General features: G+C 60.3%; 26 protein-coding genes, 1 tRNA gene and 1 pseudogene. 20 read left to right on the top strand and 8 right to left on the bottom strand.

The genetic code is table 11. From position 1 onward, the window contains the following. The first annotated feature begins 88 nt into the window (after nucleotides 1-88). Entirely contained in the window at nucleotides 89-328 is a 240-nt protein-coding gene (locus tag HX801_RS25605) for a sulfurtransferase TusA family protein (protein WP_003211989.1), read from the top strand. Nucleotides 329-368: 40 nt separating this feature from the next. Further along, entirely contained in the window at nucleotides 369-1,439 is a 1,071-nt protein-coding gene (locus HX801_RS25600) for an AI-2E family transporter (protein WP_003211986.1), read from the top strand. 132 nt (nucleotides 1,440-1,571) lie between these two features. Here the strand turns inward: HX801_RS25600 and HX801_RS25595 are convergent, their stop codons facing one another. Then, nucleotides 1,572-2,045 (bottom strand): peroxiredoxin, encoded by a 474-nt coding sequence (locus HX801_RS25595; RefSeq protein WP_003211984.1) that lies wholly within the window; start codon nucleotides 2,043-2,045, stop codon nucleotides 1,572-1,574. A 10-nt stretch (nucleotides 2,046-2,055) separates the two neighbouring features. Continuing rightward, nucleotides 2,056-2,616, bottom strand: a complete 561-nt coding sequence (locus HX801_RS25590) for a glycine cleavage system protein R (RefSeq protein WP_003172487.1) — start codon at nucleotides 2,614-2,616, stop codon at nucleotides 2,056-2,058. Between the two features lie 261 nt (nucleotides 2,617-2,877). Between HX801_RS25590 and dapA the strand changes: the two genes are divergently transcribed. The 11 genes from dapA to HX801_RS25535 all read left to right on the top strand — a co-directional run bounded on the left by dapA (nucleotide 2,878) and on the right by HX801_RS25535 (nucleotide 10,057). After that, nucleotides 2,878-3,756, top strand: a complete 879-nt coding sequence (gene dapA, locus HX801_RS25585) for a 4-hydroxy-tetrahydrodipicolinate synthase (protein ID WP_003211981.1) — start codon at nucleotides 2,878-2,880, stop codon at nucleotides 3,754-3,756. A 17-nt stretch (nucleotides 3,757-3,773) separates the two neighbouring features. Continuing rightward, nucleotides 3,774-4,889 carry an outer membrane protein assembly factor BamC gene (gene bamC / locus HX801_RS25580; RefSeq protein ID WP_102604223.1) on the top strand — a complete coding sequence of 372 codons (1,116 nt, stop codon included), beginning with the start codon at nucleotides 3,774-3,776 and terminating at the stop codon, nucleotides 4,887-4,889. 4 nt (nucleotides 4,890-4,893) lie between these two features. Continuing rightward, complete coding sequence (locus HX801_RS25575; RefSeq protein WP_008437853.1) at nucleotides 4,894-5,652, top strand: MBL fold metallo-hydrolase; 759 nt, start codon at nucleotides 4,894-4,896, stop codon at nucleotides 5,650-5,652. A 28-nt stretch (nucleotides 5,653-5,680) separates the two neighbouring features. Next, nucleotides 5,681-6,394, top strand: a complete 714-nt coding sequence (gene purC, locus HX801_RS25570; protein WP_003211975.1) for a phosphoribosylaminoimidazolesuccinocarboxamide synthase — start codon at nucleotides 5,681-5,683, stop codon at nucleotides 6,392-6,394. A gap of 83 nt (nucleotides 6,395-6,477) precedes the next feature. Continuing rightward, nucleotides 6,478-6,567, top strand: a tRNA-Ser gene (locus tag HX801_RS25565). 121 nt (nucleotides 6,568-6,688) lie between these two features. Then, nucleotides 6,689-7,084 carry a nucleotidyltransferase domain-containing protein gene (locus tag HX801_RS25560; RefSeq protein WP_008437856.1) on the top strand — a complete coding sequence of 132 codons (396 nt, stop codon included), beginning with the start codon at nucleotides 6,689-6,691 and terminating at the stop codon, nucleotides 7,082-7,084. Further along, a complete protein-coding gene (locus HX801_RS25555; protein WP_008437859.1) occupies nucleotides 7,074-7,508 on the top strand; it encodes a DUF86 domain-containing protein in 435 nt (144 codons plus the stop codon). Before HX801_RS25560 ends, HX801_RS25555 begins: the two co-directional genes overlap by 11 nt. A 75-nt stretch (nucleotides 7,509-7,583) precedes the next feature. Beyond that, nucleotides 7,584-8,141: a cytochrome b gene (locus HX801_RS25550; protein ID WP_008437861.1), complete on the top strand. Its 558-nt coding sequence runs from the start codon at nucleotides 7,584-7,586 to the stop codon at nucleotides 8,139-8,141. Between the two features lie 43 nt (nucleotides 8,142-8,184). Then, nucleotides 8,185-8,736 (top strand): tetratricopeptide repeat protein, encoded by a 552-nt coding sequence (locus HX801_RS25545; protein ID WP_008437863.1) that lies wholly within the window; start codon nucleotides 8,185-8,187, stop codon nucleotides 8,734-8,736. Nucleotides 8,737-8,795: 59 nt separating this feature from the next. Next, the gene (locus HX801_RS25540; protein ID WP_003211943.1) at nucleotides 8,796-9,293 is read left to right on the top strand and encodes an RNA polymerase sigma factor; all 498 of its coding nucleotides are present in this window, start codon (nucleotides 8,796-8,798) and stop codon (nucleotides 9,291-9,293) included. Next, nucleotides 9,290-10,057 (top strand): anti-sigma factor, encoded by a 768-nt coding sequence (locus HX801_RS25535; RefSeq protein WP_008437868.1) that lies wholly within the window; start codon nucleotides 9,290-9,292, stop codon nucleotides 10,055-10,057. Before HX801_RS25540 ends, HX801_RS25535 begins: the two co-directional genes overlap by 4 nt. Nucleotides 10,058-10,059: 2 nt before the next feature. On the opposite strand, the gene HX801_RS25530 is transcribed toward HX801_RS25535, so the two are convergent. From HX801_RS25530 to HX801_RS25520, 3 genes are all read right to left on the bottom strand, one after another. Further along, nucleotides 10,060-11,088, bottom strand: coding sequence for an AraC family transcriptional regulator (locus tag HX801_RS25530; RefSeq protein WP_177022959.1), 1,029 nt, complete (start codon nucleotides 11,086-11,088; stop codon nucleotides 10,060-10,062). 26 nt (nucleotides 11,089-11,114) lie between these two features. After that, the gene (locus tag HX801_RS25525) at nucleotides 11,115-11,936 is read right to left on the bottom strand and encodes an SDR family NAD(P)-dependent oxidoreductase (protein ID WP_177022958.1); all 822 of its coding nucleotides are present in this window, start codon (nucleotides 11,934-11,936) and stop codon (nucleotides 11,115-11,117) included. A 112-nt stretch (nucleotides 11,937-12,048) separates the two neighbouring features. Next, complete coding sequence (locus tag HX801_RS25520) at nucleotides 12,049-12,990, bottom strand: LysR family transcriptional regulator (protein ID WP_003211934.1); 942 nt, start codon at nucleotides 12,988-12,990, stop codon at nucleotides 12,049-12,051. 159 nt (nucleotides 12,991-13,149) lie between these two features. Here HX801_RS25520 and HX801_RS25515 point away from each other — a divergent pair, with 159 nt between their 5' ends. The 5 genes and pseudogenes from HX801_RS25515 (at nucleotide 13,150) to HX801_RS32325 (ending at nucleotide 18,711) form a co-directional block, all read left to right on the top strand. Further along, complete coding sequence (locus HX801_RS25515) at nucleotides 13,150-14,460, top strand: MFS transporter (protein WP_003211933.1); 1,311 nt, start codon at nucleotides 13,150-13,152, stop codon at nucleotides 14,458-14,460. A gap of 22 nt (nucleotides 14,461-14,482) precedes the next feature. Next, nucleotides 14,483-15,712 (top strand): Zn-dependent hydrolase, encoded by a 1,230-nt coding sequence (locus tag HX801_RS25510; RefSeq protein ID WP_177022957.1) that lies wholly within the window; start codon nucleotides 14,483-14,485, stop codon nucleotides 15,710-15,712. A gap of 168 nt (nucleotides 15,713-15,880) precedes the next feature. Continuing rightward, nucleotides 15,881-16,906 (top strand): histone deacetylase family protein, encoded by a 1,026-nt coding sequence (locus tag HX801_RS25505; protein ID WP_177022956.1) that lies wholly within the window; start codon nucleotides 15,881-15,883, stop codon nucleotides 16,904-16,906. 155 nt (nucleotides 16,907-17,061) lie between these two features. Then, nucleotides 17,062-17,853 (top strand): annotated as a pseudogene (locus tag HX801_RS32330) (MCP four helix bundle domain-containing protein); the annotation flags it as partial. Further along, nucleotides 17,848-18,711, top strand: coding sequence for a methyl-accepting chemotaxis protein (locus HX801_RS32325; protein WP_371316151.1), 864 nt, complete (start codon nucleotides 17,848-17,850; stop codon nucleotides 18,709-18,711). The pseudogene HX801_RS32330 and the gene HX801_RS32325, both read left to right, overlap by 6 nt. Here the strand turns inward: HX801_RS32325 and HX801_RS25495 are convergent. Next, nucleotides 18,680-19,531 (bottom strand): hypothetical protein, encoded by an 852-nt coding sequence (locus tag HX801_RS25495; RefSeq protein WP_177022954.1) that lies wholly within the window; start codon nucleotides 19,529-19,531, stop codon nucleotides 18,680-18,682. The two genes, HX801_RS32325 and HX801_RS25495, sit on opposite strands and share 32 nt — an antisense overlap. Before the next feature lie 665 nt (nucleotides 19,532-20,196). On the opposite strand from HX801_RS25495, the gene HX801_RS25490 reads away from it, so the two are divergent. Continuing rightward, the gene (locus HX801_RS25490; RefSeq protein ID WP_008437881.1) at nucleotides 20,197-21,099 is read left to right on the top strand and encodes a LysR family transcriptional regulator; all 903 of its coding nucleotides are present in this window, start codon (nucleotides 20,197-20,199) and stop codon (nucleotides 21,097-21,099) included. Here the strand turns inward: HX801_RS25490 and HX801_RS25485 are convergent. Beyond that, complete coding sequence (locus HX801_RS25485; protein WP_008437882.1) at nucleotides 21,091-21,849, bottom strand: substrate-binding domain-containing protein; 759 nt, start codon at nucleotides 21,847-21,849, stop codon at nucleotides 21,091-21,093. The genes HX801_RS25490 and HX801_RS25485 overlap by 9 nt on opposite strands. 12 nt (nucleotides 21,850-21,861) lie before the next feature. Beyond that, nucleotides 21,862-23,154 (bottom strand): MFS transporter, encoded by a 1,293-nt coding sequence (locus HX801_RS25480; protein WP_003211917.1) that lies wholly within the window; start codon nucleotides 23,152-23,154, stop codon nucleotides 21,862-21,864. Nucleotides 23,155-23,352: 198 nt separating this feature from the next. On the opposite strand from HX801_RS25480, the gene HX801_RS25475 reads away from it, so the two are divergent. Continuing rightward, a complete protein-coding gene (locus HX801_RS25475; protein ID WP_166742144.1) occupies nucleotides 23,353-23,499 on the top strand; it encodes a hypothetical protein in 147 nt (48 codons plus the stop codon). Nucleotides 23,500-23,654: the final 155 nt, after the last annotated feature.

Below are 23,654 nucleotides of genomic sequence, written 5' to 3'. Positions count from 1 at the left end.
GCCTTTCGACAAAGAGCTTACTGTAGCCGGACACTGAGCTTCGGACCAGATATTCTAAGCGCCCTCGACGCCCACCCGGAGTTAGACCATGACCGACGCTGTAGCCTTCGATGCCGAACTGGATGCCAGTGGCCTTAACTGCCCGCTGCCCTTGCTCAAGGCCAAGCTGGAGCTCAATCGGCTGGCCAGCGGCGCGGTGCTCAAGGTGATCGCCACGGACGCTGGCTCCCAGCGGGACTTTCGTACGTTTGCCAAGCTGGCCGGCCACACCCTGCTGCATGAAGAAGACGAAGCGGGCGTCTATCGTTACTGGTTGCGCAAGGCCTGAATCGCTTGAATATGCTGTCCTTATCGCCTGAGGTTTATTGATGTTCAAAGTGTTACGTGACTGGATTCAGCGCTACTTCTCCGACGAAGAAGCCGTGGTGCTGGCCGTCCTGCTGTTTCTTGCCTTTACGGCCGTGCTCACTTTGGGCGGCATGCTGGCGCCGGTACTGGCGGGGATGGTGCTGGCATACCTGATGCAAGGCCTGGTCTCCATCCTGGAGCGTCTGCGCTTGCCGGGTGGGGCAGCGGTGGGTCTGGTGTTTGCCTTGTTCATGGGGCTGTTGCTGGTATTTATCGTGATCGTGGTGCCTTTGCTGTGGCACCAGTTGATCACCTTGTTCAACGAGCTACCGGGCATGCTCGCCAAGTGGCAGTCATTGCTGCTGCTGTTGCCTGAGCGCTATCCGCACCTGGTGTCGGACGAGCAGGTCCTGCAGGCCATTGAGGTGGCTCGCGGCGAAATCGGAAAGTTCGGACAGTGGGCGCTGACCTTTTCCCTTTCGAGCTTGCCGCTGCTGGTCAACATCATGATCTACCTGGTACTGGTGCCGATCCTGGTGTTTTTCTTCCTCAAGGACCGCGAGATGATCGGTCGCTGGGTGCGTGGCTATCTGCCCCGTGAGCGTGCGCTGATTACCCGGGTCGCCGAGGAAATGAACCGGCAGATTGCCAACTACATCCGCGGCAAGGTTATCGAGATTTTTATCTGCGGTGGCGTCACTTACATCGGTTTTGTCGCGCTGGGGCTTAACTACGCTGCCCTGTTGGCGCTGCTGGTGGGTGTTTCAGTGGTGGTGCCATATGTTGGCGCGGTGGTGGTGACGGTGCCGGTGATGTTGATCGCGCTGTTCCAGTGGGGCTGGAGTGATCAGTTCATCTACCTGATGGCGGTGTACGGCATCATCCAGGTGCTGGACGGCAACGTGCTGGTGCCGCTGCTGTTCTCCGAGGCGGTGAACCTGCATCCGGTGGCGATCATCTGTGCGGTGTTGTTGTTTGGCGGGTTGTGGGGCTTCTGGGGGGTGTTCTTTGCGATTCCCCTGGCGACGCTGTTCAAGGCGGTGCTGGATGCCTGGCCTCGGCAGGAGCCGGTGGTGGCGCCGTTACTCTGATATTTGTGGTGCCGGTGCAGGCCTCATCGCGGGCAAGCCCGGCTCCCACATTGACTGAGTTGTCCTGTCGAACAATGATCACAGGTGGGAGCTGGCTTGGCTGCGATAGCTATTTCAAAGCCAGCAGGTGAATCAAGCCTGGTTCAGCGCCTGTGCCGCTTCGAGCACTGCATCCACATGGCCTGGCACTTTCACACCGCGCCATTCCTGGCGCAGTACGCCATTCTTGTCGATCAGGAAGGTGCTGCGATCAACACCCAGGTATTCCTTGCCATACAGCTTCTTCAGCTTGATCACATCAAACAGCTGGCAAACCGCTTCGTCCTTGTCGCTGATCAGCTCAAAGGGGAATTCCTGCTTGGCCTTGAAGTTCTCGTGGGACTTCACGCTGTCCCGGGACACGCCAAACACCTCGGTGTTGGCCGCCTTGAACGCAGCATGCTGGTCACGGAAGCCCTGGCCTTCAGTGGTGCAGCCCGGGGTGCTGTCTTTCGGGTAGAAGTAGATCACCACTTGCTTGCCCTTGAGCCCGGCGAGGCTGAAGGTTTGCCCGCTGGTGGCCTGGGCTTCGAAGTCGGCTACCGGTTGGTCGATCACTACAGACATGAAGACTTCCTTACATAGGGTTCTGTGGGCGCCAAGGCTCGATCAGTGCGTCGAGGTTCAGGGCATCGGCGAAATCCAGGAACTGGTCGCGCAGCCAACTGATCTGCACGCCGGCCGGCAAGGTCACGGTAAAGGTCGCGTTGAGCATGGTGCCGCCGGTCTGCGGAGCCTGATAGGTGTCGCAGGTCAGGTTTTCCAGCTCGACGTTGTGGTCGATAAAGAACTGGCACAGCTCGTTGACGATGTCCGAGCGGTAGGCCGAACTGACATAGGCCACGTAGGGCAGGGCCTGTGGACGGTTCTCCAGAGCGGCGCTGCGCACCACGTTGACCGTGAAGTCATGCTTCTTCGCCAAACCCGGTAAACCGGTTTCAAGGCGGGCCAGGGCATCCCAGGTCCCGGAAATCTGCAGGACCAGCGCACTGCACTCGCCATGGCGGGTCAGGCGGGAGGTCACGACGGCGCAGCGGTTTTCATGGCTGGCGCGGCACAGGACGTTAGTCAGCTCCATGGGGTTGGCGCCAAGGGCACTGATGACAAGGAATTGTTCGCGGACTGTGGGGGTGGACATGCAGCCTTCCTAAAGCGATGAGCGGTCGATACGATGCAAGCGGTATCAATCAAAGGATGAAGGGTAGCGAAAACCATCGCCAAGGGCTAGGAGGTGGCGTTTTCATTACGTAATCAGCTTCATCAAACCCCGCTTTGGCAGAATGATGGCGCTGCCGCGAACTAAGTTGATCCAGAACGCATCCTCAGGCGGTACTTCGCTTGTACAAGCATCTTGGCGCCAGTACCATTACCGCTCTCTTTTTCCGGCAGGAGCGGTTGCATGATTGCGGGCAGTATGGTGGCACTGGTCACACCCATGGATGCACAAGGTAATCTCGACTGGGACAGCCTGGGCAAACTGGTGGACTTCCACCTGCAAGAGGGCACCAACGCCATCGTGGCGGTCGGCACCACAGGTGAATCGGCCACACTGGATGTGGAAGAACACATCGAAGTGATCGAGTTCGTGGTCAAGCGCGTTGCAGGGCGCATTGCTGTCATCGCCGGCACGGGCGCCAATTCGACCCGCGAAGCGATCGAATTGACCAGCAACGCCAAGAAAGCCGGCGCCGATGCCTGCCTGCTGGTGACGCCGTACTACAACAAGCCGACCCAGGAAGGCCTGTACCTGCACTTCCGCGCCGTTGCCGAAGCGGTCGATATCCCGCAGATCCTCTACAACGTACCCGGTCGCACCGCCTGCGACATGAAGGCCGAGACCGTGATCCGCCTGTCCACCGTACCGAACATCATCGGTATCAAGGAAGCCACCGGTGACCTGCAGCGCGCCAAGGACATCCTGGCCGGCGTCAGCAGCGACTTCCTGGTGTATTCCGGTGACGACGCCACGGCGGTCGAGCTGATCCTGCTGGGCGGTAAAGGCAACATCTCGGTGACTGCCAACGTCGCACCGCGCGCCATGAGCGAGCTGTGTGCCGCGGCCATTGCCGGTGATGCGGTCAAGGCCCGGGCGATCCACGAACAACTGGCACCGCTCAACAAAACCCTGTTTATCGAATCCAACCCTATCCCCGTGAAATGGGCGCTGCATGAGATGGGCCTGATGCCGGACGGTATCCGTCTGCCGCTCACCTGGCTCAGCGAAGCCTGTCACGAACCGCTGCGACAGGCCCTGCGCCAGTCCGGCGTCCTGGTTTAATTGAGGAAGCACTACGCATGAAGCGATTGGCCGGACTTTCCGCACTTGCCTTGATTATCTCCAGCACCAGTGGCTGCGGTTGGATCTGGGGCCCGGAAGGCTACTTCCGCGACCGCGGTAGCGATTACCTGGAAGCCCAACAAACCGCCCCGATGAAATTGCCGTCGGACGTCAATGTCGCCAAGCGCCTTGACCCGTTGCTGCCGATTCCGCGCAACGTGGCCGACGACACCGTCAAGGGTGAATACGAAGTGCCGCGTCCACAGCCGTTGTCGGCCGTGGCCGACGCCAGCGACTACAGCCTGCAGAAGAGCGGCGACACCCGTTGGGTCATGGCCCAGCGCCCACCTGCCGAAGTCTGGCCGGTGGCGGTCCAGTTCTTCCAGGACAACGGTTTCCGCATTGACGAACAACGCCCGCAGACCGGTGAATTCACCACCGCGTGGCAGCACACCAGCGAACTGTCGGCATCCATGGCCAAGCGCCTGCAGGCCGGTGGTGTAGCCAATGACAGCGAAGCCCGCATCCGCGTGCGTATCGAGCCAGGCGTGCAACGCAACACCAGTGAAGTCTACGTAGTCAGCGCCGAGCGTCCTGCCGGCAGCACCGCCAACGTCGACTTCACCCCACGCTCGGTCAACACCGGCGTGGACGCTGCCCTGGTCGACGAAATGCTCGCCAGCATGAGCCGTATTTCCGAGAAGGGCGGCTCCGTCTCCCTGCTCGCCGCCGGTAGCTTTGACACACCTAGCCGCGTCAGCCTCAGCGAAGACGGCAGCGGCAACGTGGTGCTCAACCTGGGTGAAGACCTGGACCGCGCCTGGTCGAGTGTCGGCCGCGCGCTGGAGCACGGCGAATGGCGCGTTGAAGACATCAACCGCAGCCTGGGCCTGTACTACATCAACCTGGCCGAAAAAGCCGAGAAGAAAGACGACGAGCCAGGTTTCTTCAGCAAGTTGTTCGGCAGCAAGCCGACCAAGGAAGAGATCGAGACCCGCGCCGAGCGTTACCAGGTTCGTTTGAGCAAGGTAGGCGAAAGCGTGCAAGTCACCGTCGAGAAAAACATCAACACCGTGGCGCCGGCAGAAGTGGCGCGCAAAGTGTTGGGCGTGATTCAGGACAACCTGGGCTGATCCGATGCGTTTTGCCGTTCTCGGCAGCGGTAGCCAAGGGAACGGCACGCTTGTAGCCCACGACGACACGTACGTCCTGGTGGATTGTGGTTTCTCCCTGCGGGAAACCGAGCGGCGCCTGCTGCGCCTGGGGGTTCACCCCACGCAGCTGAGCGCGATTCTGGTGACCCACGAACATGCCGACCACGTGCATGGCGTGGGTTTGCTGTCTCGGCGCTACAATCTTCCGGTGTACCTGAGTCGCGGCACCTTGCGCGGGATGCGCAAACCGATTGAGCCCGCAGGTTTGCTGGCCGGTGGCGAACAATTGCAGATCGGTGCCTTGAGCATCGATGTGATTGAAGTGGCCCACGATGCCCAGGAACCGACGCAATACGTATTCAGTGACGGTGAACGGCGTTTTGGCCTGCTCACTGACCTGGGTTCGTACTGCGCCAAGGTGCTGGACGGTTACCGGGACCTCGACGCATTGATGATCGAGTCCAACCACTGCCGTGACCTGCTTGCGCGTGGCCACTACCCGGCCTTTCTCAAGCAGCGGGTCGGCGGGCAGTTTGGACATTTGAACAACCACCAGGCGGCGTACCTGGTGTATGAGTTGGGCTGGCAAGACCTGCAACACCTGGTCCTGGCCCACCTGAGCAGCAAGAACAACCTGCCGCAGCTGGCCCGGCAATGTTTTGTCGACACCCTTGGGTGCGACCCGGACTGGCTGCAACTGGCCGATCAAGATTCAGGGCTCGACTGGCGACACATCGCCTAGCCCACCTACTTAGCAAGCGGAGCCCATCATGGAAAAACGTGAAGAACTCTACCGCGGCAAAGCCAAATCGGTTTACAAGACCGACGACGCCAACCGCTTGATCCTGCTGTTTCGTAACGACACCTCGGCGTTCGACGGCAAGCGCATCGAACAGCTCGACCGCAAAGGCATGGTGAACAACAAGTTCAACGCCTTCATCATGCAGAAACTCGAAGCGGCCGGCATTCCGACCCAATTCGACAAACTGCTGGGCGACAACGAATGCCTGGTGAAAAAACTCGACATGATCCCGGTCGAGTGCGTCGTGCGTAACTATGCGGCCGGCAGCCTGGTGAAGCGTTTGGGCGTGGAGGAGGGCCTCAAGCTCAATCCCTACACCTTCGAACTGTTCCTGAAAGACGACGCCAAGGGTGACCCGTTCATCAACGAATCCCATGTGGTGGCATTTGGTTGGGGCACCGCTGAGCAACTGGCTCGCATGAAGGAGCTGTCGCTGAAGGTCAACGACGTCCTGAGCAAACTGTTCGACGACGCCGGCCTGCTGCTGGTGGACTTCAAACTCGAATTCGGCGTGTTCCACGACGGCTCCATCGTCCTGGGCGACGAATTCAGCCCGGACGGCTGCCGCCTGTGGGACAAAGACACCCGCAAGAAGATGGATAAAGACCGCTTCCGCCAGGGCCTCGGTGACGTTATCGAAGCCTACGAAGAAGTCGCCAACCGTCTCGGCGTACCGCTGTAATCGACGCAAGCATCTGATAGCACGGAAAAAAATCGCTTTTGCGCTTTGCTTCCAGGAAACAGGCTGTTATGATGCGCGCCGTTGGAGAGATGCCAGAGTGGCCGAATGGGACGGATTCGAAATCCGTTGTACCTTCACCGGTACCTAGGGTTCGAATCCCTATCTCTCCGCCATTATTGAAAAATGAAAAACCCCCGATAACTTCAATGTTGTCGGGGGTTTTTTGCTTTCAGTCAGAAACTGCATAATGAATTCTGCTACGGTCTTCGTTAATTGGCGCTTCGGACATCGGTCATGAATTTTAAAAAAGTACTGGCGCATTTGCAGGCTGAAGTTCCCGAGCTATTGGCTGTGTATGTGTTCGGTAGCCAAGTGACGGATGAGGCAGGTAGTGAGAGTGATCTGGATGTTGCGGTCCTTTCTGCGGGAGTGGTCGAGCCTTTATTGCTATGGCAGCTTTCTGGGGAGTTGGCCGATATCGTTGGAGTTCCCGTCGACTTGCTTGATTTGCGCGCAGCCTCAACGGTAATGCAATACCAAGTATTGACCACTGGGCGTCGGCTCTGGTCCGGGAACGTCCAGGCGGGTCTATTCGAGAGCTACGTCCTGAGCGAAAAAACCGCGCTGGACACGGCAAGGGCTGAGTTGTTGGCGGATATCCAGAAGGAAGGGAAAGTTTATGGTCGATGATGTTCTCATCAATAAAGCAGCCAGCATTGAGCGGTGCGTTGCTCGCGCCCGTCAGGAATACGATAAAGATCCCACCAGCTTCGCCACAGATTTCACGCGCCAGGATGCGGCGATTTTTAATATTCAGCGTGCCTGTGAGGCAGCGCTGGACATGGGCCAACACTTGATTCGTCGTGAGCGCCTGGGTGTTCCACAAGGAGCTCGTGACGTGTTTGAGTTGTTATGTCAGGGCGGTTGGGTCAATCCTGCGTTGCTGACCAACCTGAAGAACATGGTCGGGTTCCGTAACATTGCTGTTCACGAGTACCAGACGCTTCAATTGCCGATTACTGTAGCGATCATTACAAAACACCTGGATGAGTTTCTAGCATTTAGTTCGCATATTTTGACCAAGGATGCGGGGTTGGAAAATAAACAAGTCTAATCTGTAAATTTTCCATCCCTCTGAATAAGTTTTCCTGCTGCGGTGTTCACCACACAGACCACTCAGGAAACGCCCATGAACAATCCCGCCGACCGCTACGACCGCCTGACCCGCACCTTCCACTGGCTGACCGCCGCCCTGGTGATCTTCATGTTCGCCAGCGCCCACGTCTGGGAAAACCTGGAAAAAGGCACGCCACTGCGCAAGGGCCTGCAATCGGTCCATATCTCCCTGGGCATCGCCATGGCGGTGCTGATCGCTGCACGTATCCTCTGGCGTGTGTTCGGCGGCAATCACCCAAAGGCCGACAATCACCCTGCGCTTAACGTGGCCGCCAAAATCGCCCACGGCTGTCTATACCTGTTGTTACTGACGCAGGTGACCCTGGGCTTCCTGTTCCGCTGGGCCCAGGGCGAGCCCTTCAACTTTTTCGGACTGTTCCCGGTGCCAGCGCCTTTTGTGGTCGATCACGAATTGCGAGGCACCCTGGGTGGCCTGCACAACAATGTCGCCTGGGCGATCATCGTACTCGCCGGGCTGCATGCCTGCGCCGCGCTGTGGCATCACTACATCCAGCGCGACAGCACGTTGCGCCGCATGCTGCCGGCCCCTCGTGGCGATCTTCCCTACTGAGTTTGCTGCTGTACTTTCCCTATCGTTACGGAGCATGAATGCCATGAATAATCGTCCCGAGCACGCCGTTGGTTACCGCACCGCTTTGTTCTTCGGCGCCTGTATGGCCGCCGCGCTATTGGCCGGCCAGGCCCATGCCTCCGGTGACGAATCGGCGCCGCCCAAGCCCAACTGCCCCAAAGGCCAGGTCTGGGATACCAAGACCGGCAAGTGCGTGCTGCAAACCAGCAAGGCCACGTCGGACGCCGACCGCACCGACTACGCCTACCGCCTGGCCAAGGACGGGCGTTACGAAGAAGCCCTGTCACTGCTCGACACCCTGCACAACCCGAACACCGCCAAGGCCCTGAACTACCGCGGCTACGCCACCCGCAAACTGGGGCGCACCGATGAAGGCATCAGCTACTACCTGAAGTCCGTGGCACTGGACCCCAACTACGCACAAGTCCGTGAGTACCTGGGGGAGGCCTACGTCATCAAGGGCCGTGTGGACCTGGCCCAGGAGCAACTGGTGAAGATCAAGGCGTTGTGCAGCACCACCTGCGAAGAGTACGAAGACCTGGCTGAAGCCATCGCCGCCGCGCCTCAGGCTTGAAGCTGTGAGCGAACAGCGGGGAGAGCGCCATCACCACAGACGCTGAGTTGCGCCGAGAGTTGAGCCAGCTGTTGCCACGTTTATGGCGATACGGGCTGGTGCTGTCGCGACAAAAGCATGTGGCTGATGACCTGGTGCAAGCCACCTGCGTGCGGGCGTTGGAGCGTGCAGGCCAGTTCGTGGCTGGCACGCGGCTGGACCGCTGGTTGCTGACGATCATGCATTCGATCTGGCTTAACGAATTGCGCGCCCAGCGAGTACGGCAAGGGCAGGGGTTTGTCGACGCCGAGCAGGCGTTGTCGTTCGACGGTGAAGCCCTGGCTCAGGACCAGGTCCTGGCCGCACAGGTGATCAAGCGCGTCAATGCATTGCCCGAAGCGCAGCGGGAGACTGTTTTTCTGGCCTACGTCGAAGGCCTCTCATACAAGGAAATTGCCGAAGTCCTGCATATTCCCGTAGGAACGGTGATGAGCCGGTTGGCCGCTGCGCGCATGAAGCTGGCTGAAACTGCGCACTCAAGCGGCTTGTTGGATAAATCGAGCGGAGAACGACGATGACTCAAAATACACCACCGTCGGATGAACTGCTGGTGGCTTACCTGGACGGTGAGTTAGACCCTCAGCAGCGTCAGGTTATCGATAACCTGCTGGGGATCGATCCTGCCGTGACCGCCCGCTTGGAGCTGCTCAAGCGCGGCCACTTGCCGTTCAAATCAGCCTTCGATTCGGTTCTCGATCAAGCCCCTACAGAGCGTTTGCAGGTGATGCTCGATGCCTTGCCGCCGGCACAAACACCCACCCTGAGTCGACGCAAATTTCTCGCGGTAGCAGCAAGCTTTGCGGTGGCCGGTGTGGTCGCTGATCGCTTGTTCATGACCTGGCCCCGGCCTGAGCCCGGTTCGGGCTGGCGTGCCTCGGTTGCCGAATACATGGCGCTGTATACGCCCCAGACCCTGGAAAACCTCAGCGCCGATCCCGACTCCCATATCGCCCAGCTGAGTTCGGTCGGGACCCAGCTCGGCCTGCCGTTGAACCCGGATGCAGTACACCTGCCTGGCGCCGAATTTCGCCGCGCACAAATCCTCGATTATGACGGCGTACTGATCGGCCAACTGACCTACCTCGACGCGCGCCACGGCCCGCTGGCGCTGTGCATTACGGCGGCGAAAAAAGGTGCGGTGGCCATGGCCACCGAACAGCGCCGGGGCATGAACGTGGTGTTTTGGTCCAGCCCGTCCCATGCGTTCATGTTGATTGGCAGAAACCCGTTCGAGGATTTGCAGATCATGGCGCGCAGTGCCGAGAAGGCTTTGTCGGCATAGCTTCAATGAGACGATGAGGGCGTCTGCAACGCCCGCCACCGAGCCGGCGTCGTCCCCTCCCAGGAACGAAACGCACGATAAAACGAGTTGGTATCTTCATAGCCCACCAGGCACGCGATCTCGTCTATCTCAATCGACGGCTCGGTGAGCAGATGCCGCACCACGTCCTGGCGGGTTTCCAGCATCAGTTGCCTGAAACTGGTGCCTGCCTCGGTAATGCGCCGTTGCAACGTGCGTTCGCTCATGCCCAGCTCCCGCGCTACCTCGACCATCTCGGGGCGGCCACTGGCCAGGAAGCGCTTGAGGGTGATCTTGACCTGATGGCTGATGCTGGCCGGTGTCGAGGCCTCCGCAAGCGCTGTCACCAGGCCCGGGTTCAGCATTTCGAGCATTTGCGGGTTGTACCCCGGAAAAGGTCGGTCCAGATCGGCGGCGTCCAGTATCAGCGCGTTGCGCCCGGCACCAAAACGCACGGAGCAACCGAAAAACTCGGCCAGTGCACGGCTGCCATCGTCCGGGCGAACCAGTTCGACCTGCAGGGGAGTGATCTGCGTCCGTGCTCCCCGTCGCCCCAATTCAACAAACGTCGCAAACGCCGCATCCACCAGCAGCGCAGGCGGTAATTCTGGCGTGTGCAACCAGTCGATGGTCACCGTACAGGCACGGCCATCCTCGCAAACCAGCAGGCGCTCGGGTGTGCACAATTGCTTGAAGCGGGCGAGGCGGTGCAGGCCATCGCGATAATCCCGGGCGATAAAAGCGGCAAAGCTGGAGGGTGGAAGCGCGGTGATATCCAGCCGCGTCACCAGTAATATCCCGACAGCCGGATCAGGATTAAGTATGCGCACCGCCTCCCACAAGCGAAAGAACTCCAGCGTCGTCACCTGCCGCCGGTCTCGCCGTTCGCGGATATGCAGGGTCATGGGCAAGCGTGCCTGACGCAACACCACCGACGGCTCCAGCCCGACGCTCTGCAGCGCCAGCCAGAACACATCCGGTATGTTGAAACGGGGTTGGGTCACGTCAGGCATGCGGCACCTTTTTCAAAAGCGTGAGATTAATCCGAGGCTGACACGCTGAGGTCATGCCACTTCTTATCCGACTCGGCCAAATCTGCGGCTGCACGGGCGGCGTATTGCACGGCATCGCTGCCGATCAGCAAGCGTAGCGGGGCGTCTTTGTTCAGTGCCAGCTCCAGCACGATTTCGGCAACCCGGTCCGGACCCGTCGGCAGGATGCCGGGGGAGTTGAGCAATTCAACCAGGGCGCCGACCGTTTGTTGGTAGGGCTCACTGATGGCCGGAATCGTCATGGAACTGCCCGACCAGTCCGTGCGCATGCCGCCCGGCTCCAGCACGGTCATCTGGATGCCCAGTGGTGTGACTTCCTGTGCCAGTACTGTGGAAAATCCACCGACTGCCCATTTCGCACTCTGATACGCGGCCAGGCCGGCCATGCCGATGCGGCCACCCAACGACGATACCTGGAAGATATGCCCACGGCCCTGGGCGCGCAGCACCGGCACCACCGCCTTGCTCACGTGCACCACACCATAGAAGTTGGTGCTGATCTGCGCGGAAAAATCCTCCAGCGTCACATCTTCCACCGACGCCAGGTCACCGTAGCCGGCGTTATTGACCACCACATCCAGGCGACCAAAATGTTTCACCGCGGCATCCACCGCTTCCAGCACCTGCTGGTTATTGGTCACGTCCAGCGTGACCGGATAAATCGCCTCGCCGTATTCGGCCACCAGGTCATCCAACTGCTTGGGATTGCGCGCGGTGGCAACCACACGATCACCGGCGCGCAGGGCGGCTACGGTAATCGAGCGGCCGAGGCCGCGGGAACTGCCGGTGATAAACCATATCCTGGACATTCGAACACCTCTTCGTTTGAGACTGCGGGAGTAACTTGTGAACGAATGATGGTCGACGGGCCTCTCTCATACACTAGCAAGAGGCCGCCAAGTGACTTGCATATCACGCCCTTTATTCTGCGGCCAACCGTGCCGACAGGCTTTCGATAAACACCGTCTCCGCCCGGCTCATCTTCTGCTCACGGTTCCACAGCAGGTGGATATCCACGTCGGTAATCCCTTCGTCTGGCGGCAAGCGCCAGAGCAACCCATGCTTCACATCCTCGGCCACCACATGAATCGGCAGGCAGCCCAGGCCAAACCCGGCAATCACCAACCGCCGAACTTCCTCCAGGCTGGAGGACGACGCCACGATGCGCCCGCTGAAGCCCTGCTGGTCGCGAAAGATCGTCAACGGCGAGAGCATTCCGCCGATCTGGTCGCTGGTAAAACTCACGAAGTTCTCCGACTGCAAATCTCCCTCCGCCAGCCCGGTGCGTCCGAACAACGGGTGATGCCGCCCGCAAAAAAATGCATAACGCTGACGCAGGAACAGGTGCTGCTCCAGCCGTGGTTGCGGCCGGCGATTGAGGCTCAGGCCCAGCGTCGCGGTTTTCTCCAGCAGGGCGGCGACGATGTCAGAGCTGCGCATCACCTCAACGTCCAGGTCGACCCGGGGATGCTGGCGATGGAAGTCCGCCAGGAAGTCATCAAAGGTGTCCGAACTGATCCGGCTGATCATCAGCAACCGCACTTTGCCAAGCACCTCGTCGCCAGGCTTTTGCAGGGCGTTGCTCATCTGCGAGACCTGGCCATACATCTCGCCGGCGATCGCGAAAATCTGCTCGCCGGCTTCGGTCAGCACGAAGCGCGGGCCGCGCCGGGCGATCAACTGGCAGTCGAGCTGTTCTTCCAGGCGCTTGAGCGCCTGGCTGATGGCCGGCTGGGTGAGGTGCAGGCGGGCGGCGGCGCGACTGATGCTCAACTCCTGGCCGATCACCCGGAAGGTGCGCAACAGGTTCCAGTCCAGGCGGTCATTGAGCAGCGGATGAACATCGCGGCGATTTTCAGGCATGTCGACAGCTCGATAATAAGCAGGATTTATAATCGGAATAATAAATAGAAAATTGACTAATCATAGGGCCGAGACGAAAAATCACCCTCAACCAGCGCCATCAGAGCGCGTGCGCCAGACCTTTCTCCTGCCAAAAAAATAACCAAAGGAGCCAGCCCCATGAAGCCTTCCGCTTCGCCGCAGCCGCGCCGTGCCGCGGCCGCCGCTTTCATCGGCACCATGATCGAGTGGTACGACTTTTACATCTACGCCACCGCCGCCGCGCTGGTGTTCGGTCAATTGTTCTTCCCTTCCGACGACAAACTGTTCAGCACCATGGCCGCGTTCGGCACCTTTGCCGTGGGCTTTTTCGCCCGGCCATTGGGCGGCATTGTGTTTGGGCATATCGGTGACCGTATCGGTCGCAAGAAATCCCTGGTGATCACGCTGGTGATGATGGGCGTGGTCACCGTATGTATCGGCCTGTTGCCGACCTACGCGCAGATCGGCGTCGCGGCGCCGGTGTTGCTGGTGCTGCTGCGCATCGTGCAGGGCATCGCCGTTGGCGGCGAGTGGGGCGGGGCGGTGCTGATGGCCGGCGAACATGCACCCAAAGGCCGTCGCAATTTCTTTGCCTCCTTTGCACAGTTGGGCAGCCCGGCGGGTTTGATCCTGTCGTTGCTGGCCTTCAGTGCGGTAACCCGTTTGCCGGAGGCCGACCTGCTCAGTTGGGGCTGGCGCGTGCCGTTCCTGGCCAGTGCCTTGTTGTTGATCGTCGGTCTGGCAATCCGCCTGGGCGTCAACGAATCGCCTGAGTTCCTGGAAGACAAAGCCAAAGCAGAAAAGGCCCGGGCCATCACCCAGGATCAGGCCCCGGTGATCGAAGTGCTGAAAACGGCCTGGCGCCCGCTGCTGCTGTGCATCGGCGCCAACACCCTGGGGATTGCCGGGGTGTATTTCACCAATACCTTCATGATTGCCTACACCACCCAGCAACTTAACCTGCCGCGCTCGTTGATTCTGGAATGCCTGTTTGTCGTGGCCATCATCCAGTTCTGTGTCCAGCCGCTGGCGGCCTGGGTGGCGGAGAAGGTCGGTGCCACACGCTTTCTGTGTGCGATGAGCGTGCTTGCGATGGCCTCGCCTTATCCGATGTTCGTGCTTGTCAGCAGCGGCCAGGCGCCATTGATCATCCTCGGCATCGCCCTGGCCGTGGTGTGCATGGCCTCGTTTTATGCGGTGATTGCAGGCTTCGTCAGCGGCTTGTTCGAAACCCGCGTGCGCTACACCGCCATCTCCCTGGCCTACCAAGTGTGCGGCGCACTGGCCGGTGGCCTCACGCCGTTGATCGGCACCTGGCTGGCCCATGAATACCAGGGCCAGTGGTGGCCGATGGCTGTGTTCTACAGCGCGATCGCGGCGGTTTCGCTGCTGTGCGTACTTGCGTTGTCCCGGCGTCACGCCACCGCCCACCGTCTTGAAATGGCTTGAAGCGTTTGATCGGAGAATGTGTATGTTGAAGATTGATGGCGAGCGCCTGTGGGCCAGCCTGATGGCCATGGCCGAAATCGGCGCCACGGCCCGCGGTGGCAGTTGCCGCCTGGCGTTGAGCGCCGAAGACCAGGCGGGCCGCGCACTGTTCAGCCGCTGGTGTGAAGATGCCGGGCTGACCCTGAGCGTCGATGCCATCGGCAACCTGTTCGCCCGCCGGGCTGGCACCGACCCTGAAGCTGCGCCGGTGATGATGGGCAGCCACCTCGACACCCAGCCGGAAGGCGGGCGTTTTGATGGCGTCTATGGTGTGCTGGCCGGACTGGAAGTGATCCGCAGCCTCGACGACCACGGCATCAAGACCCGCAAACCACTGGAAATCGCGGTATGGACCAACGAGGAGGGCGCCCGGTTTACCCCGGCCATGCTCGGCTCGGCGGTGTTCACCGGCACCTTGGCGTTGGATAACGCGCTGGCCACCCGGGATGTCGCCGGTGTCAGCGTGGCGGATGCGTTGCGCAGCACCGGCTACAACGGCCAGCGCCCCTTGGGTGGCGCGGTGGATGCGTATTTTGAAGCGCACATCGAGCAAGGTCCTATTCTGGAAGACAATGCCAAGAGCATTGGCGTGGTCACCGGTGGGCAGGCGATTCGCTGGCTCGACGTGCGCGTGGAAGGCATGGCCGCCCATGCCGGGACCACGCCGATGCCACTGCGCAAGGACGCCTTGTACGGCGCCGCGCAGATGATCCAGTCGCTGGAAAGCCTGGCGGCTGATTTTGCGCCTGAGGGCCTCACGACCGTGGGTGAATTGAGCATCGCCAAGTCGTCGCGCAACACCATTCCCGGCTTGCTGAATTTTACCGTCGACCTGCGCCATCACCGCGACGCCGACATAGAAGCCATGGAGCAACAGGTGCGCACCCGCTTGCAGGATATCGCTGCCCAACGTGGTCTGAGCGTCACCGTCAGCCCGCACTGGATCAGCCCGGCGACACCGTTTGATGCCGAGTGTGTCACCTGTGTGCAGTCCGCCGTGGATGCGTTGGGTTATGCCCAGCAATCGATTGTCAGCGGTGCTGGCCATGACGCCATCCACCTGGCGCGGTTCTGCCCCACGGCGATGGTGTTCATTCCGTGCGTGGGAGGCTTGAGTCATAACGAAGCCGAAGATGTGCTGCCCGAGGACGTTCGCCAGGGTACCGATGTATTGCTCAATGCCGTGTTGAAACGTGCCGGCCAGGCTAATTAACGAAACATTTCTGCAAGGTTGAACACGATCAAAATGTAGGAGCTGGCTTGCCTGCGATAGCGGTGGTTCAGGCAACAAATTTGTATCTGAGCCACCGCAATCGCAGGCAAGCCAGCTCCTACAGGTCCGGTGTTCAATCGCAGATGTGTGCCCATCAGGAGAAATCCCATGCGTACTTATTTCCACCCCGAACAACTCCTGCACCATCCTCGCAGCTACTACTCCCGTGGCCAGATGCGTACCCCGCAGGAAGTCCCGGAGCGCGCCCGCAATCTGCTGCTGGCCGCGCAAAACCTGGGCTTCGACATCCAGCAACCCCACGACCAGGGCCTTGATCCACTGCTGGCTGTGCACGGTGCGGCCTACCTGGCCTTCCTCCAGGAAGCCCACCAGCGCTGGAAAGAAATCCCCGAAGACTGGGGCGACGAAGTCATGTCCAACATCTTCGTGCGCGAGCCCAACGCCCTGCGCGGCATCCTTGCCCAGGCGGCGCGCTACCTCGCCGACGGCAGTTGCCCGATTGGCGAACTCACCTGGCGCTCGGCCTATTGGTCCGCCCAAAGCGCCGTCGCTGCCGCCCGGGACATCCTCGACGGCGCACCCGCGGCCTACGCGCTATGCCGCCCGCCAGGCCACCACGCGCGTTTTGATGCAGCCGGTGGGTTCTGCTATATCAACAACGCGGCGGTTGCGGCGCAGGCGTTGCGCGCTGGCTTCGAGCGCGTCGCCGTACTCGACACCGACATGCACCACGGGCAAGGCATCCAGGAGATTTTCTACGAGCGTGATGACGTGCTGTACGTGTCGATTCACGGCGACCCGACCAACTTCTATCCGGGTGTTGCAGGCTTTGCCGAAGAGCGCGGCGCTGCTGCGGGTGAAGGCTTCAACCTCAACCTGCCGATGGCGCATGGCGCGAGTGAGGCGGTGTTTTTCCAAAAGCTGGAACTGGCATTGAAGGCAGTGAAGGACTTCTCGGCGGACGTGCTGGTGTTGTCGCTGGGGTTCGATATCTACGAGCTGGACCCACAGAGCAAAGTGGCAGTGACGCGGGAAGGATTTGCGCGGCTGGGGGAGTGCATTCGTGGATTGGGGTTGCCGTGTGTGATCGTGCAGGAGGGCGGGTATCACCTGGAAACGCTGGACAGTAATGCTCAGGCGTTTTTTGCAAGTGCGCAGGCGTGGTCGATGTAACCCGCTGAATAAAGCGCCCCGGACTGCCTTGGAAATACATTCAAGGCGCGTCCGCCCCGTGGGCCTTTCACGTCGATAATTTATATCTCTTAACTTCTGGTCGACACCCCTAAAGTCCCGCCCTGACTGGCCGAAACTCTGTCATACGATGTCGTATGCCCATAATGAGAACAATCGCCATGTCGCTCCGCAGCCTGTCCATCGCCCGCCGTGCGGGTCTCGGTTTTGCCTTGATTGCCTTGCTCGTGGCGCTGTTGGGGTTCTTTGCGCTCTCGAACATGGCAAGCATCCGCGAAAGCGCCGTGCAGGTTGAAAGTGGCCTGGTGCCGAAGATGCGCCTGGTCTCGGACATTCGCGAAATCATGCTGCGTATCCGCACCATTTCCCTACGCATGGCCCTTGATCCCAATCCCGCGAGCCTCTCGCAATACCGTAGCCAGATGGACACCCGCAGCCAGGATCTGACGAAGAAACTGGCCGACCTGAATGCGGTGATTGATACCCCCGAGGTACGCAATCTTTATGATCAGTTCCAGGTCTCCCTGCGTCAGTATCAGCAAGGTCTCACTCAGTCATTCATCCTCGCCGACAAGCAGCAGACCGCCGAGCTGAACAAGTTGCTGCTGGTGGACATGAAGACCGTGGTCGACGGTTCCGGCAATCAGCTCAATGCCCTGGCCGACTATTACAACGCCCAGATAAACCTGCAGGGCCAGACGGCCGAGTTGCAGTACAGCCGCTCGCGCACGATGGTCTTCGGCTTCGTGCTGCTGGCGGCGTTGAGCACCGTGGCCCTGGCCTGGTTGCTGACGCGCAGCATCGTTGGTCCGCTGAGCCACGCGGTGCGCGCCGCAGAAAACGTCGCCCAAGGCGACCTGACGCAAACCGTTGAAGTGACCGGCGATGACGAAGTGACGCGCCTGCTGGTGGCGTTGCAGACCATGCAAGGCAGCCTGCGCAGTACCTTGCAGCTGATTCGCCAGTCGGCCGGGCAGATGGCCGCATCGGCCACCGACCTCAACGGCATCACCGACCAGAGCAGCCGCAGCCTGCAAAAGCAGACCGCTGAAATCGAGCAAGCCGCCACCGCGGTCAACGAGATGACTTCGGCCGCCGATGAGGTGGCACGTAATGCAGTCTCCACTTCCGAATCCACCCGGCTCTCCAATGAAACGGCCCGCGATGGCCAGCAGCGCGTCGGCGAGACGGTCAGCGCGATTCAGGCGTTGAGTACCAACATCGGTGAAACCTCGAGCCTGGTGCAAAACCTCGCCGATCAATCGCGGGACATCGGCAAGGTGCTCGATGTGATTCGCTCCATCGCCGAGCAGACCAACCTGTTGGCCCTGAACGCCGCCATCGAGGCGGCGCGTGCCGGTGAGTCCGGGCGTGGCTTTGCCGTGGTGGCCGACGAAGTGCGTGCGCTGGCCCATCGCACCCAGCAATCGACCCTGGAAATCGACCAGATGGTCACCGCGATGCGCAGTGGCTCCAGCGAGGCACTGACCTCAATGCAATCGAGCACCCAGCGGGCCAGCGAAACCTTGATCCTGGCCGAAGGCGCCGGTGGAGCCTTGAGCCAGATCACCGACTCCATCGACCAGATTCACCAGCGCAACCTGGTCATCGCCAGCGCCGCCGAGGAGCAGGCGCAGGTGGCCAAGGAAGTGGATCGCAACATCGTCAATATTCGTGACCTGTCTGCGCAGTCGTCTTCGGGAGCGGGGCAGATCAACGGGTCGAGCCAAGAGCTGGCGCGCTTGGCCGTGTCGCTCAATGAGGCGGTGGCGCGGTTTCAGCTGTAACCGGGTCTACTCGTGCCACGGATGGCACCAGTTCCAGGATCCGGTCACGGCCACCTTCGGCCACCAGGTACGTTCCCTTCGTCGTACGCACAATCGACTGTGGCGCCTTCAGGAAAGACAGGATCGTCTGCTGGCGCCCGTGCTTGTCGATCAGCAACAAACGCGCACGGTGGGTTGAATCCTCGTTGATCCATAACCCGCGTTCATCGCACATCAGGAAGGTGGGTTTGTTCAAATGGCTCAGTACCACCGGGTCGCTACCGTCGATGGTCAGCTCTCGCACCACGCCCTTCTTCTTTTCTGTGTAGAGCATGCGCCCATCCGTGCAGCGAACAATCGACTCGCCTTCGCTGAGTTGGTCACGCACGACGCTCAAGGTCCTGTCGCTCCAGTGATAGCGCAGAATCCGCGCCCCGACCTTGCGGTCTTCGATGGCATACAGGTACTCGCCGTCGTCCCACAGCCCTTGCACGCTTTCTCCCCTGAACAGCTCGGTGACGACGCCGTCCTTGAGGAAGCTGACCGGCGCGCCGTCCACTTCCTGGCTGAACACCCAACCGCCCTGAGTGGCGACCATGCCATCGGGCTTGGATAGTTTTCCTACAACCAGCTCGCGTTTTCCGTCGGGCAAGATGCGTACGATACTGCCAAGCCCATCGCTCAATTCCTGGCTCACCATCAGCGAACCGTCGGGCATCGGCATCAGTGATGCGGCCTTTGCTACGTCTCGGTGGACGACATGAACACTCCAGTCTTCGGCTGCACTGACCGGGTAGAAGCTTTGCCAGGCGAAGAAGCCCAAAGCTGCAAGGCAGAGCAAACCCAGGAGCCACAACCCCGCTCGAAGCGCTCGATAGAGAGGCGCAGGGCTGGAAGTCCTTTTTATTGTTTCATCCATTGATTGCGTTACCAGTCTGTATTCGTGAGTGGAAAAGATTGCCGCTGCGGTTGATTGTCGTCGTCATCCTGCAAGAGGCTCTAAGTAGGAATTTTCCCGCATAAAGAATTTCCTTTATACCCATGCATGAGTGGTGCGAGAAACATAAAGGGACCGCAGGCATACAGCGGGGATTTGGCAGGAGGCGAGTTGCACATAGGCAATTTCAGTGGGAGTGGAACTACAGCCCATACAGTCATTCCGCACCATTCACGTTTGGTAGGTTGTGGTCGGGTGTTGGTGTGAGCATCTTTATCATCGGGAAGGGCTAGATGGATCCCTACGCATCCAGTAAGACAAATCAGCAGTGTTGTGCTGACAACTATTTTTCCCATGTTAGACCTGTGAGGTGGTACCTAAGAGCTGTCAGTATTGACGCTTTTCAGAAGTCTCGTTTCCAACCCACGCAAATTCCCTGCTGATATGTATGACCGCATATTTTCCGTAGGGTTATTGGCTGATCCCGATTCTGTGGCCCGCGCCAATAGCATCCCGCCAGCCTCCATACGATAATGCCCGCCACATCTGCTCAACCAATGGCTGCCCCCGTGATCATCAACTTCGACCTCAACGACCTCCAGGCCTTCCGCGCCGTCGTAGATAAGGGCAGTTTCCGTGCGGCGGCCGAAGCCATCCGTATCTCCCAGCCGGCCCTCAGCCGGCGTATCGAGAAGCTCGAATCCGCCCTCGACGTCAAACTCTTCGAACGCACCACGCGCCGGGTCAGCCTGACCATGGTCGGCCGCGCGTTCCTGCCGCAAGTCGAGCGCATGCTCGATGACCTGGACATCGCCCTGATGGGCATCAGCAACGTCGCCTCGACCCGCATGGGCAATGTCACCATCGCCTGTGTGCCGTCCACCGCGTACTACTTCATGCCCCACGTGATCTCCGAATTCCACAAGCTCTATCCGAAGATTCGCCTGCGGGTCCTGGACGCGAGTGCGGGCGAGGTGTGTGCGGCGGTGGAAAGTGGCGAGGCGGATTTCGGCGTGAGTTTCAGCGGCAGCCTGGCAGACGGGGTGGAGTTCGAGCTGCTGTTGCAGGAGCGTTATGTACTGGCCTGTCGCCGGGAGCATCCGCTGGCGGACCGCGCCAGTGTGACGTGGGCCGAGGCGTACGAGCACGACTACATCACCGTGGACAAGACCTCAGGCAACCGCTTCCTGCTGGACCAGGCCCTGCGCGGCGTGCGGGTGAAGAAACCAAGCATCTGCGAAACCCATCACGTGACGACCATGATCGGGCTGGTGGAGGCGGGGCTTGGGGTGGCGATGGTGCCGTCGATTGCGATGCCGGGCGGCGAACATCCGATTCTGACGAGCGTGCCGCTGGTGGAGCCGGAGGTGGTGCGCAACGTGGGATTGATCAAGCGCCGCGGGCGTACGTTGACGCCGGCGGCACTGGAACTGGAGCGGTTGACGCGGGAGATGCCGTTCCGGTCAGTGTGAGACCGAATCCAGGCCGGTGGATTGCACCACGGGTTGCGCCTGGGGCGAGGCGAGGAATTGCAGAAGCTTTTTCGCCTGCGCCGGGTGCTGCGCATTTACCGGAATGCCGGCGGCAAAACGGGTGACGGACTGCACGTCTTCGGGGATCTTTCCGACGTAGGTCACGCCTGGAATCGGCAGCAGTTCGGACACCTGTTGCAAGCCCACTTCGTAATCACCCTTGGCCACCTGTGAGGCCACCGGGATGCGTTCGATCATGGTGCCCTTGGACGGCATGCCGAGCTTCTTGAACAGTTCCTTTTCGACGTAGACGCCGCTGGCGCTGTCCGAGTACGCGACGGATTTGGCGTTGGTCAGTACGGTCTTCAGTTCGGCATCGGTGGCAATCGAGGGCTTGGCCGCGCCTTCCTTGACCACCAGGCCGATGCGCGAGTCCGCCAGTTCAACGCGGGACGCCTTGTCGACCTTGCCTTGCTTGATCAGCTCATCCAATGCGTAGCCGACCATGATCACCACGTCGGCGTGTTCGCCACGGGCCAGGCGGTTGGGAATCGCTTCCGGCGCCTTGCCCATCGACGGGCCGAGGATGGTGTCGAGGGTGTCGCCGCTCTGGGTGGCGTATTGCGCACCCAGCACCTTGTAGGCAGCGGTGAAGCCGCCGGAGGTCATGACTTTCAGCTCTTCGGCGTGGGCGACCATCGCCAGGGAACCGATCGCCAGTGCCGCCAGTGTTTTCAGCATGGGGTTCATCAGTGCGACTCCTCAGGCAACTTGCAGACGGGCGCTGGCGCGGCGATACAGCGCGAACGTCGCGCACAGGGCGCACAGCGCGGCGAACATCAGCCAGTAGGCGGGCGATGCCTTGTCGCCCGTCTCGTGGATGAACCAGGTGGAAATCGCCGGGGTAAAACCGCCGAAGATCGCGGTCGCCAGGCTATAGGCCAGGGAGAAGCCGGCCACACGCACTTCCACCGGCATGATCTCGGTCAGGGCCGGGATCATGGCACCGTTGTACATGCCGTAGAGGAAGGAGAACCACAGCAGGGTTTCCAGCATGTGCGCGAAGCTTGGCGCATTGACCACGTAGGAAAGTGCCGGGTAAGCGGTCAGCACGGTCAAAGCAGTCATGGCGATCAGCACCGGCTTGCGGCCAAAACGGTCACTGAGGGTGCCACCGATGGGCAGCCAGATGAAGTTCGACACGGCCACCAGCAGGGTCACCAGCAGGGCGTCGGCGGTGGTCAGGTTGAGTACGGTTTTGCCGAAGGTGGGTGCGTACACGGTGATCAGGTAGAAGGCCGTGGTGGTCATCGCCACCATCATCATGCCGCCGATCACGATGGTCCAGTTCTTCACCAGGGTGGCCAGCACTTCGCGCATGGTCGGGCGATGCTTGCGGTTGGCGAACTCTTCGGTTTCCTGCAGGTTGCGGCGCAGGACGAAGATGAACGGGATGATCACGCAGCCGATGGCGAACGGAATGCGCCAGCCCCAATCGGCAACCACGGCTGGTTCCATCCACTGGTTCAGGCCATAACCCAGGGCGGCCGCGACCACGATGGAGATCTGCTGGCTACCCGATTGCCAACTGGTATAGAAACCCTTGCGGCCCGGGGTGGCCATTTCGGCCAGGTACACCGACACGCCGCCCAGTTCGGCACCGGCCGAGAAACCTTGCAACAGCCGGCCCATCAGCACCAGCAGCGGTGCCCACAAACCAATGGTGTGATAGCCGGGCACCAGCACGATCAGCAGGGTGCCACTGGCCATGATCGCCAGGGTCACGATCAAGCCTTTGCGACGGCCCACATCATCGATGTACGCGCCGAGGATGATAGCCCCCAGCGGACGCATCAAAAAGCCCGCGCCGAACACGGCGAAGGTCATCATTAATGACGCAAATTCATTAGCGGCAGGGAAGAAGGCGGCGGCGATATAGGTGGCATAGAAACCGAACAGAAAGAAGTCGAACTGTTCGAGAAAGTTGCCGGAGGTGACGCGAAAGACCGCGCCGACTTTGGAGCGGGCAGAGTCAGGCCGTGAAGGGTTTTGCATTTTCTTGTGTCTCCAGCGTTCTTTTTAAAGTGCTTGTTTCGCTTAAGACCGCGGATAGTGGCTGACACATTTGGAAATGATAAGTGAGTTGTTTACATGTATTGATGCGTCGTGGTTATCAATTGCCGGATGCACACAAAACCGCTCCCTCATCTATGCTTGCCCAGTGTGTCCAATTCTTACGGATGGGAGGTGGGGATGAGCAACGAACAGAAGCAGCGCGAAGAGTTGGAGCAGGAGCGGGCGAGGAAGCTTCGCGAGGAAGAAAAGCCGCAGACCTGGAAGCATCCGGACGATGGCACCGAGCTGTCGGAGCGTGACCAGGAGCGACCGCTCAAGCCCTGATGCAGGCAATTCACTGTGGCGAGGGAGCTTGCTGTGCCGAGGGAGCTTGCTCCCGCTGGGCTGCGAAGCGGCCCCAAGATTTTTGGGAGCGCTTCGCACTGAAGCGCCAGCCCGGTCCAGCGGGAGCAAGCTCCCTCGCCACATTACGATTTACT

The sequence above is a fragment of the Pseudomonas sp. G1002 genome, assembly GCF_013385455.1.
In the GTDB taxonomy this organism is placed as follows: Bacteria; Pseudomonadota; Gammaproteobacteria; order Pseudomonadales; family Pseudomonadaceae; genus Aquipseudomonas.
The sequence above is the reverse complement of the archived record's forward strand: the minus strand, read 5'-3'. Positions and strand labels throughout refer to the sequence as shown.

Excerpts from the sequence above, each read along its gene's own strand:
- HX801_RS25605 (WP_003211989.1), top strand. The coding sequence starts at position 89 with ATGACCGACGCTGTAGCCTTCGATGCCGAACTGGATGCCAGTGGCCTT.
- HX801_RS25600 (WP_003211986.1), top strand. The coding sequence starts at position 369 with ATGTTCAAAGTGTTACGTGACTGGATTCAGCGCTACTTCTCCGACGAA.
- HX801_RS25595 (WP_003211984.1), bottom strand. The coding sequence starts at position 2,045 with ATGTCTGTAGTGATCGACCAACCGGTAGCCGACTTCGAAGCCCAGGCC.
- HX801_RS25590 (WP_003172487.1), bottom strand. The coding sequence starts at position 2,616 with ATGTCCACCCCCACAGTCCGCGAACAATTCCTTGTCATCAGTGCCCTT.
- dapA (WP_003211981.1), top strand. The coding sequence starts at position 2,878 with ATGATTGCGGGCAGTATGGTGGCACTGGTCACACCCATGGATGCACAA.
- bamC (WP_102604223.1), top strand. The coding sequence starts at position 3,774 with ATGAAGCGATTGGCCGGACTTTCCGCACTTGCCTTGATTATCTCCAGC.
- HX801_RS25575 (WP_008437853.1), top strand. The coding sequence starts at position 4,894 with ATGCGTTTTGCCGTTCTCGGCAGCGGTAGCCAAGGGAACGGCACGCTT.
- purC (WP_003211975.1), top strand. The coding sequence starts at position 5,681 with ATGGAAAAACGTGAAGAACTCTACCGCGGCAAAGCCAAATCGGTTTAC.
- HX801_RS25560 (WP_008437856.1), top strand. The coding sequence starts at position 6,689 with ATGAATTTTAAAAAAGTACTGGCGCATTTGCAGGCTGAAGTTCCCGAG.
- HX801_RS25555 (WP_008437859.1), top strand. The coding sequence starts at position 7,074 with ATGGTCGATGATGTTCTCATCAATAAAGCAGCCAGCATTGAGCGGTGC.
- HX801_RS25550 (WP_008437861.1), top strand. The coding sequence starts at position 7,584 with ATGAACAATCCCGCCGACCGCTACGACCGCCTGACCCGCACCTTCCAC.
- HX801_RS25545 (WP_008437863.1), top strand. The coding sequence starts at position 8,185 with ATGAATAATCGTCCCGAGCACGCCGTTGGTTACCGCACCGCTTTGTTC.
- HX801_RS25535 (WP_008437868.1), top strand. The coding sequence starts at position 9,290 with ATGACTCAAAATACACCACCGTCGGATGAACTGCTGGTGGCTTACCTG.
- HX801_RS25530 (WP_177022959.1), bottom strand. The coding sequence starts at position 11,088 with ATGCCTGACGTGACCCAACCCCGTTTCAACATACCGGATGTGTTCTGG.
- HX801_RS25525 (WP_177022958.1), bottom strand. The coding sequence starts at position 11,936 with ATGTCCAGGATATGGTTTATCACCGGCAGTTCCCGCGGCCTCGGCCGC.
- HX801_RS25520 (WP_003211934.1), bottom strand. The coding sequence starts at position 12,990 with ATGCCTGAAAATCGCCGCGATGTTCATCCGCTGCTCAATGACCGCCTG.
- HX801_RS25515 (WP_003211933.1), top strand. The coding sequence starts at position 13,150 with ATGAAGCCTTCCGCTTCGCCGCAGCCGCGCCGTGCCGCGGCCGCCGCT.
- HX801_RS25510 (WP_177022957.1), top strand. The coding sequence starts at position 14,483 with ATGTTGAAGATTGATGGCGAGCGCCTGTGGGCCAGCCTGATGGCCATG.
- HX801_RS25505 (WP_177022956.1), top strand. The coding sequence starts at position 15,881 with ATGCGTACTTATTTCCACCCCGAACAACTCCTGCACCATCCTCGCAGC.
- HX801_RS32325 (WP_371316151.1), top strand. The coding sequence starts at position 17,848 with ATGCAAGGCAGCCTGCGCAGTACCTTGCAGCTGATTCGCCAGTCGGCC.
- HX801_RS25485 (WP_008437882.1), bottom strand. The coding sequence starts at position 21,849 with ATGAACCCCATGCTGAAAACACTGGCGGCACTGGCGATCGGTTCCCTG.
- HX801_RS25480 (WP_003211917.1), bottom strand. The coding sequence starts at position 23,154 with ATGCAAAACCCTTCACGGCCTGACTCTGCCCGCTCCAAAGTCGGCGCG.
- HX801_RS25475 (WP_166742144.1), top strand. The coding sequence starts at position 23,353 with ATGAGCAACGAACAGAAGCAGCGCGAAGAGTTGGAGCAGGAGCGGGCG.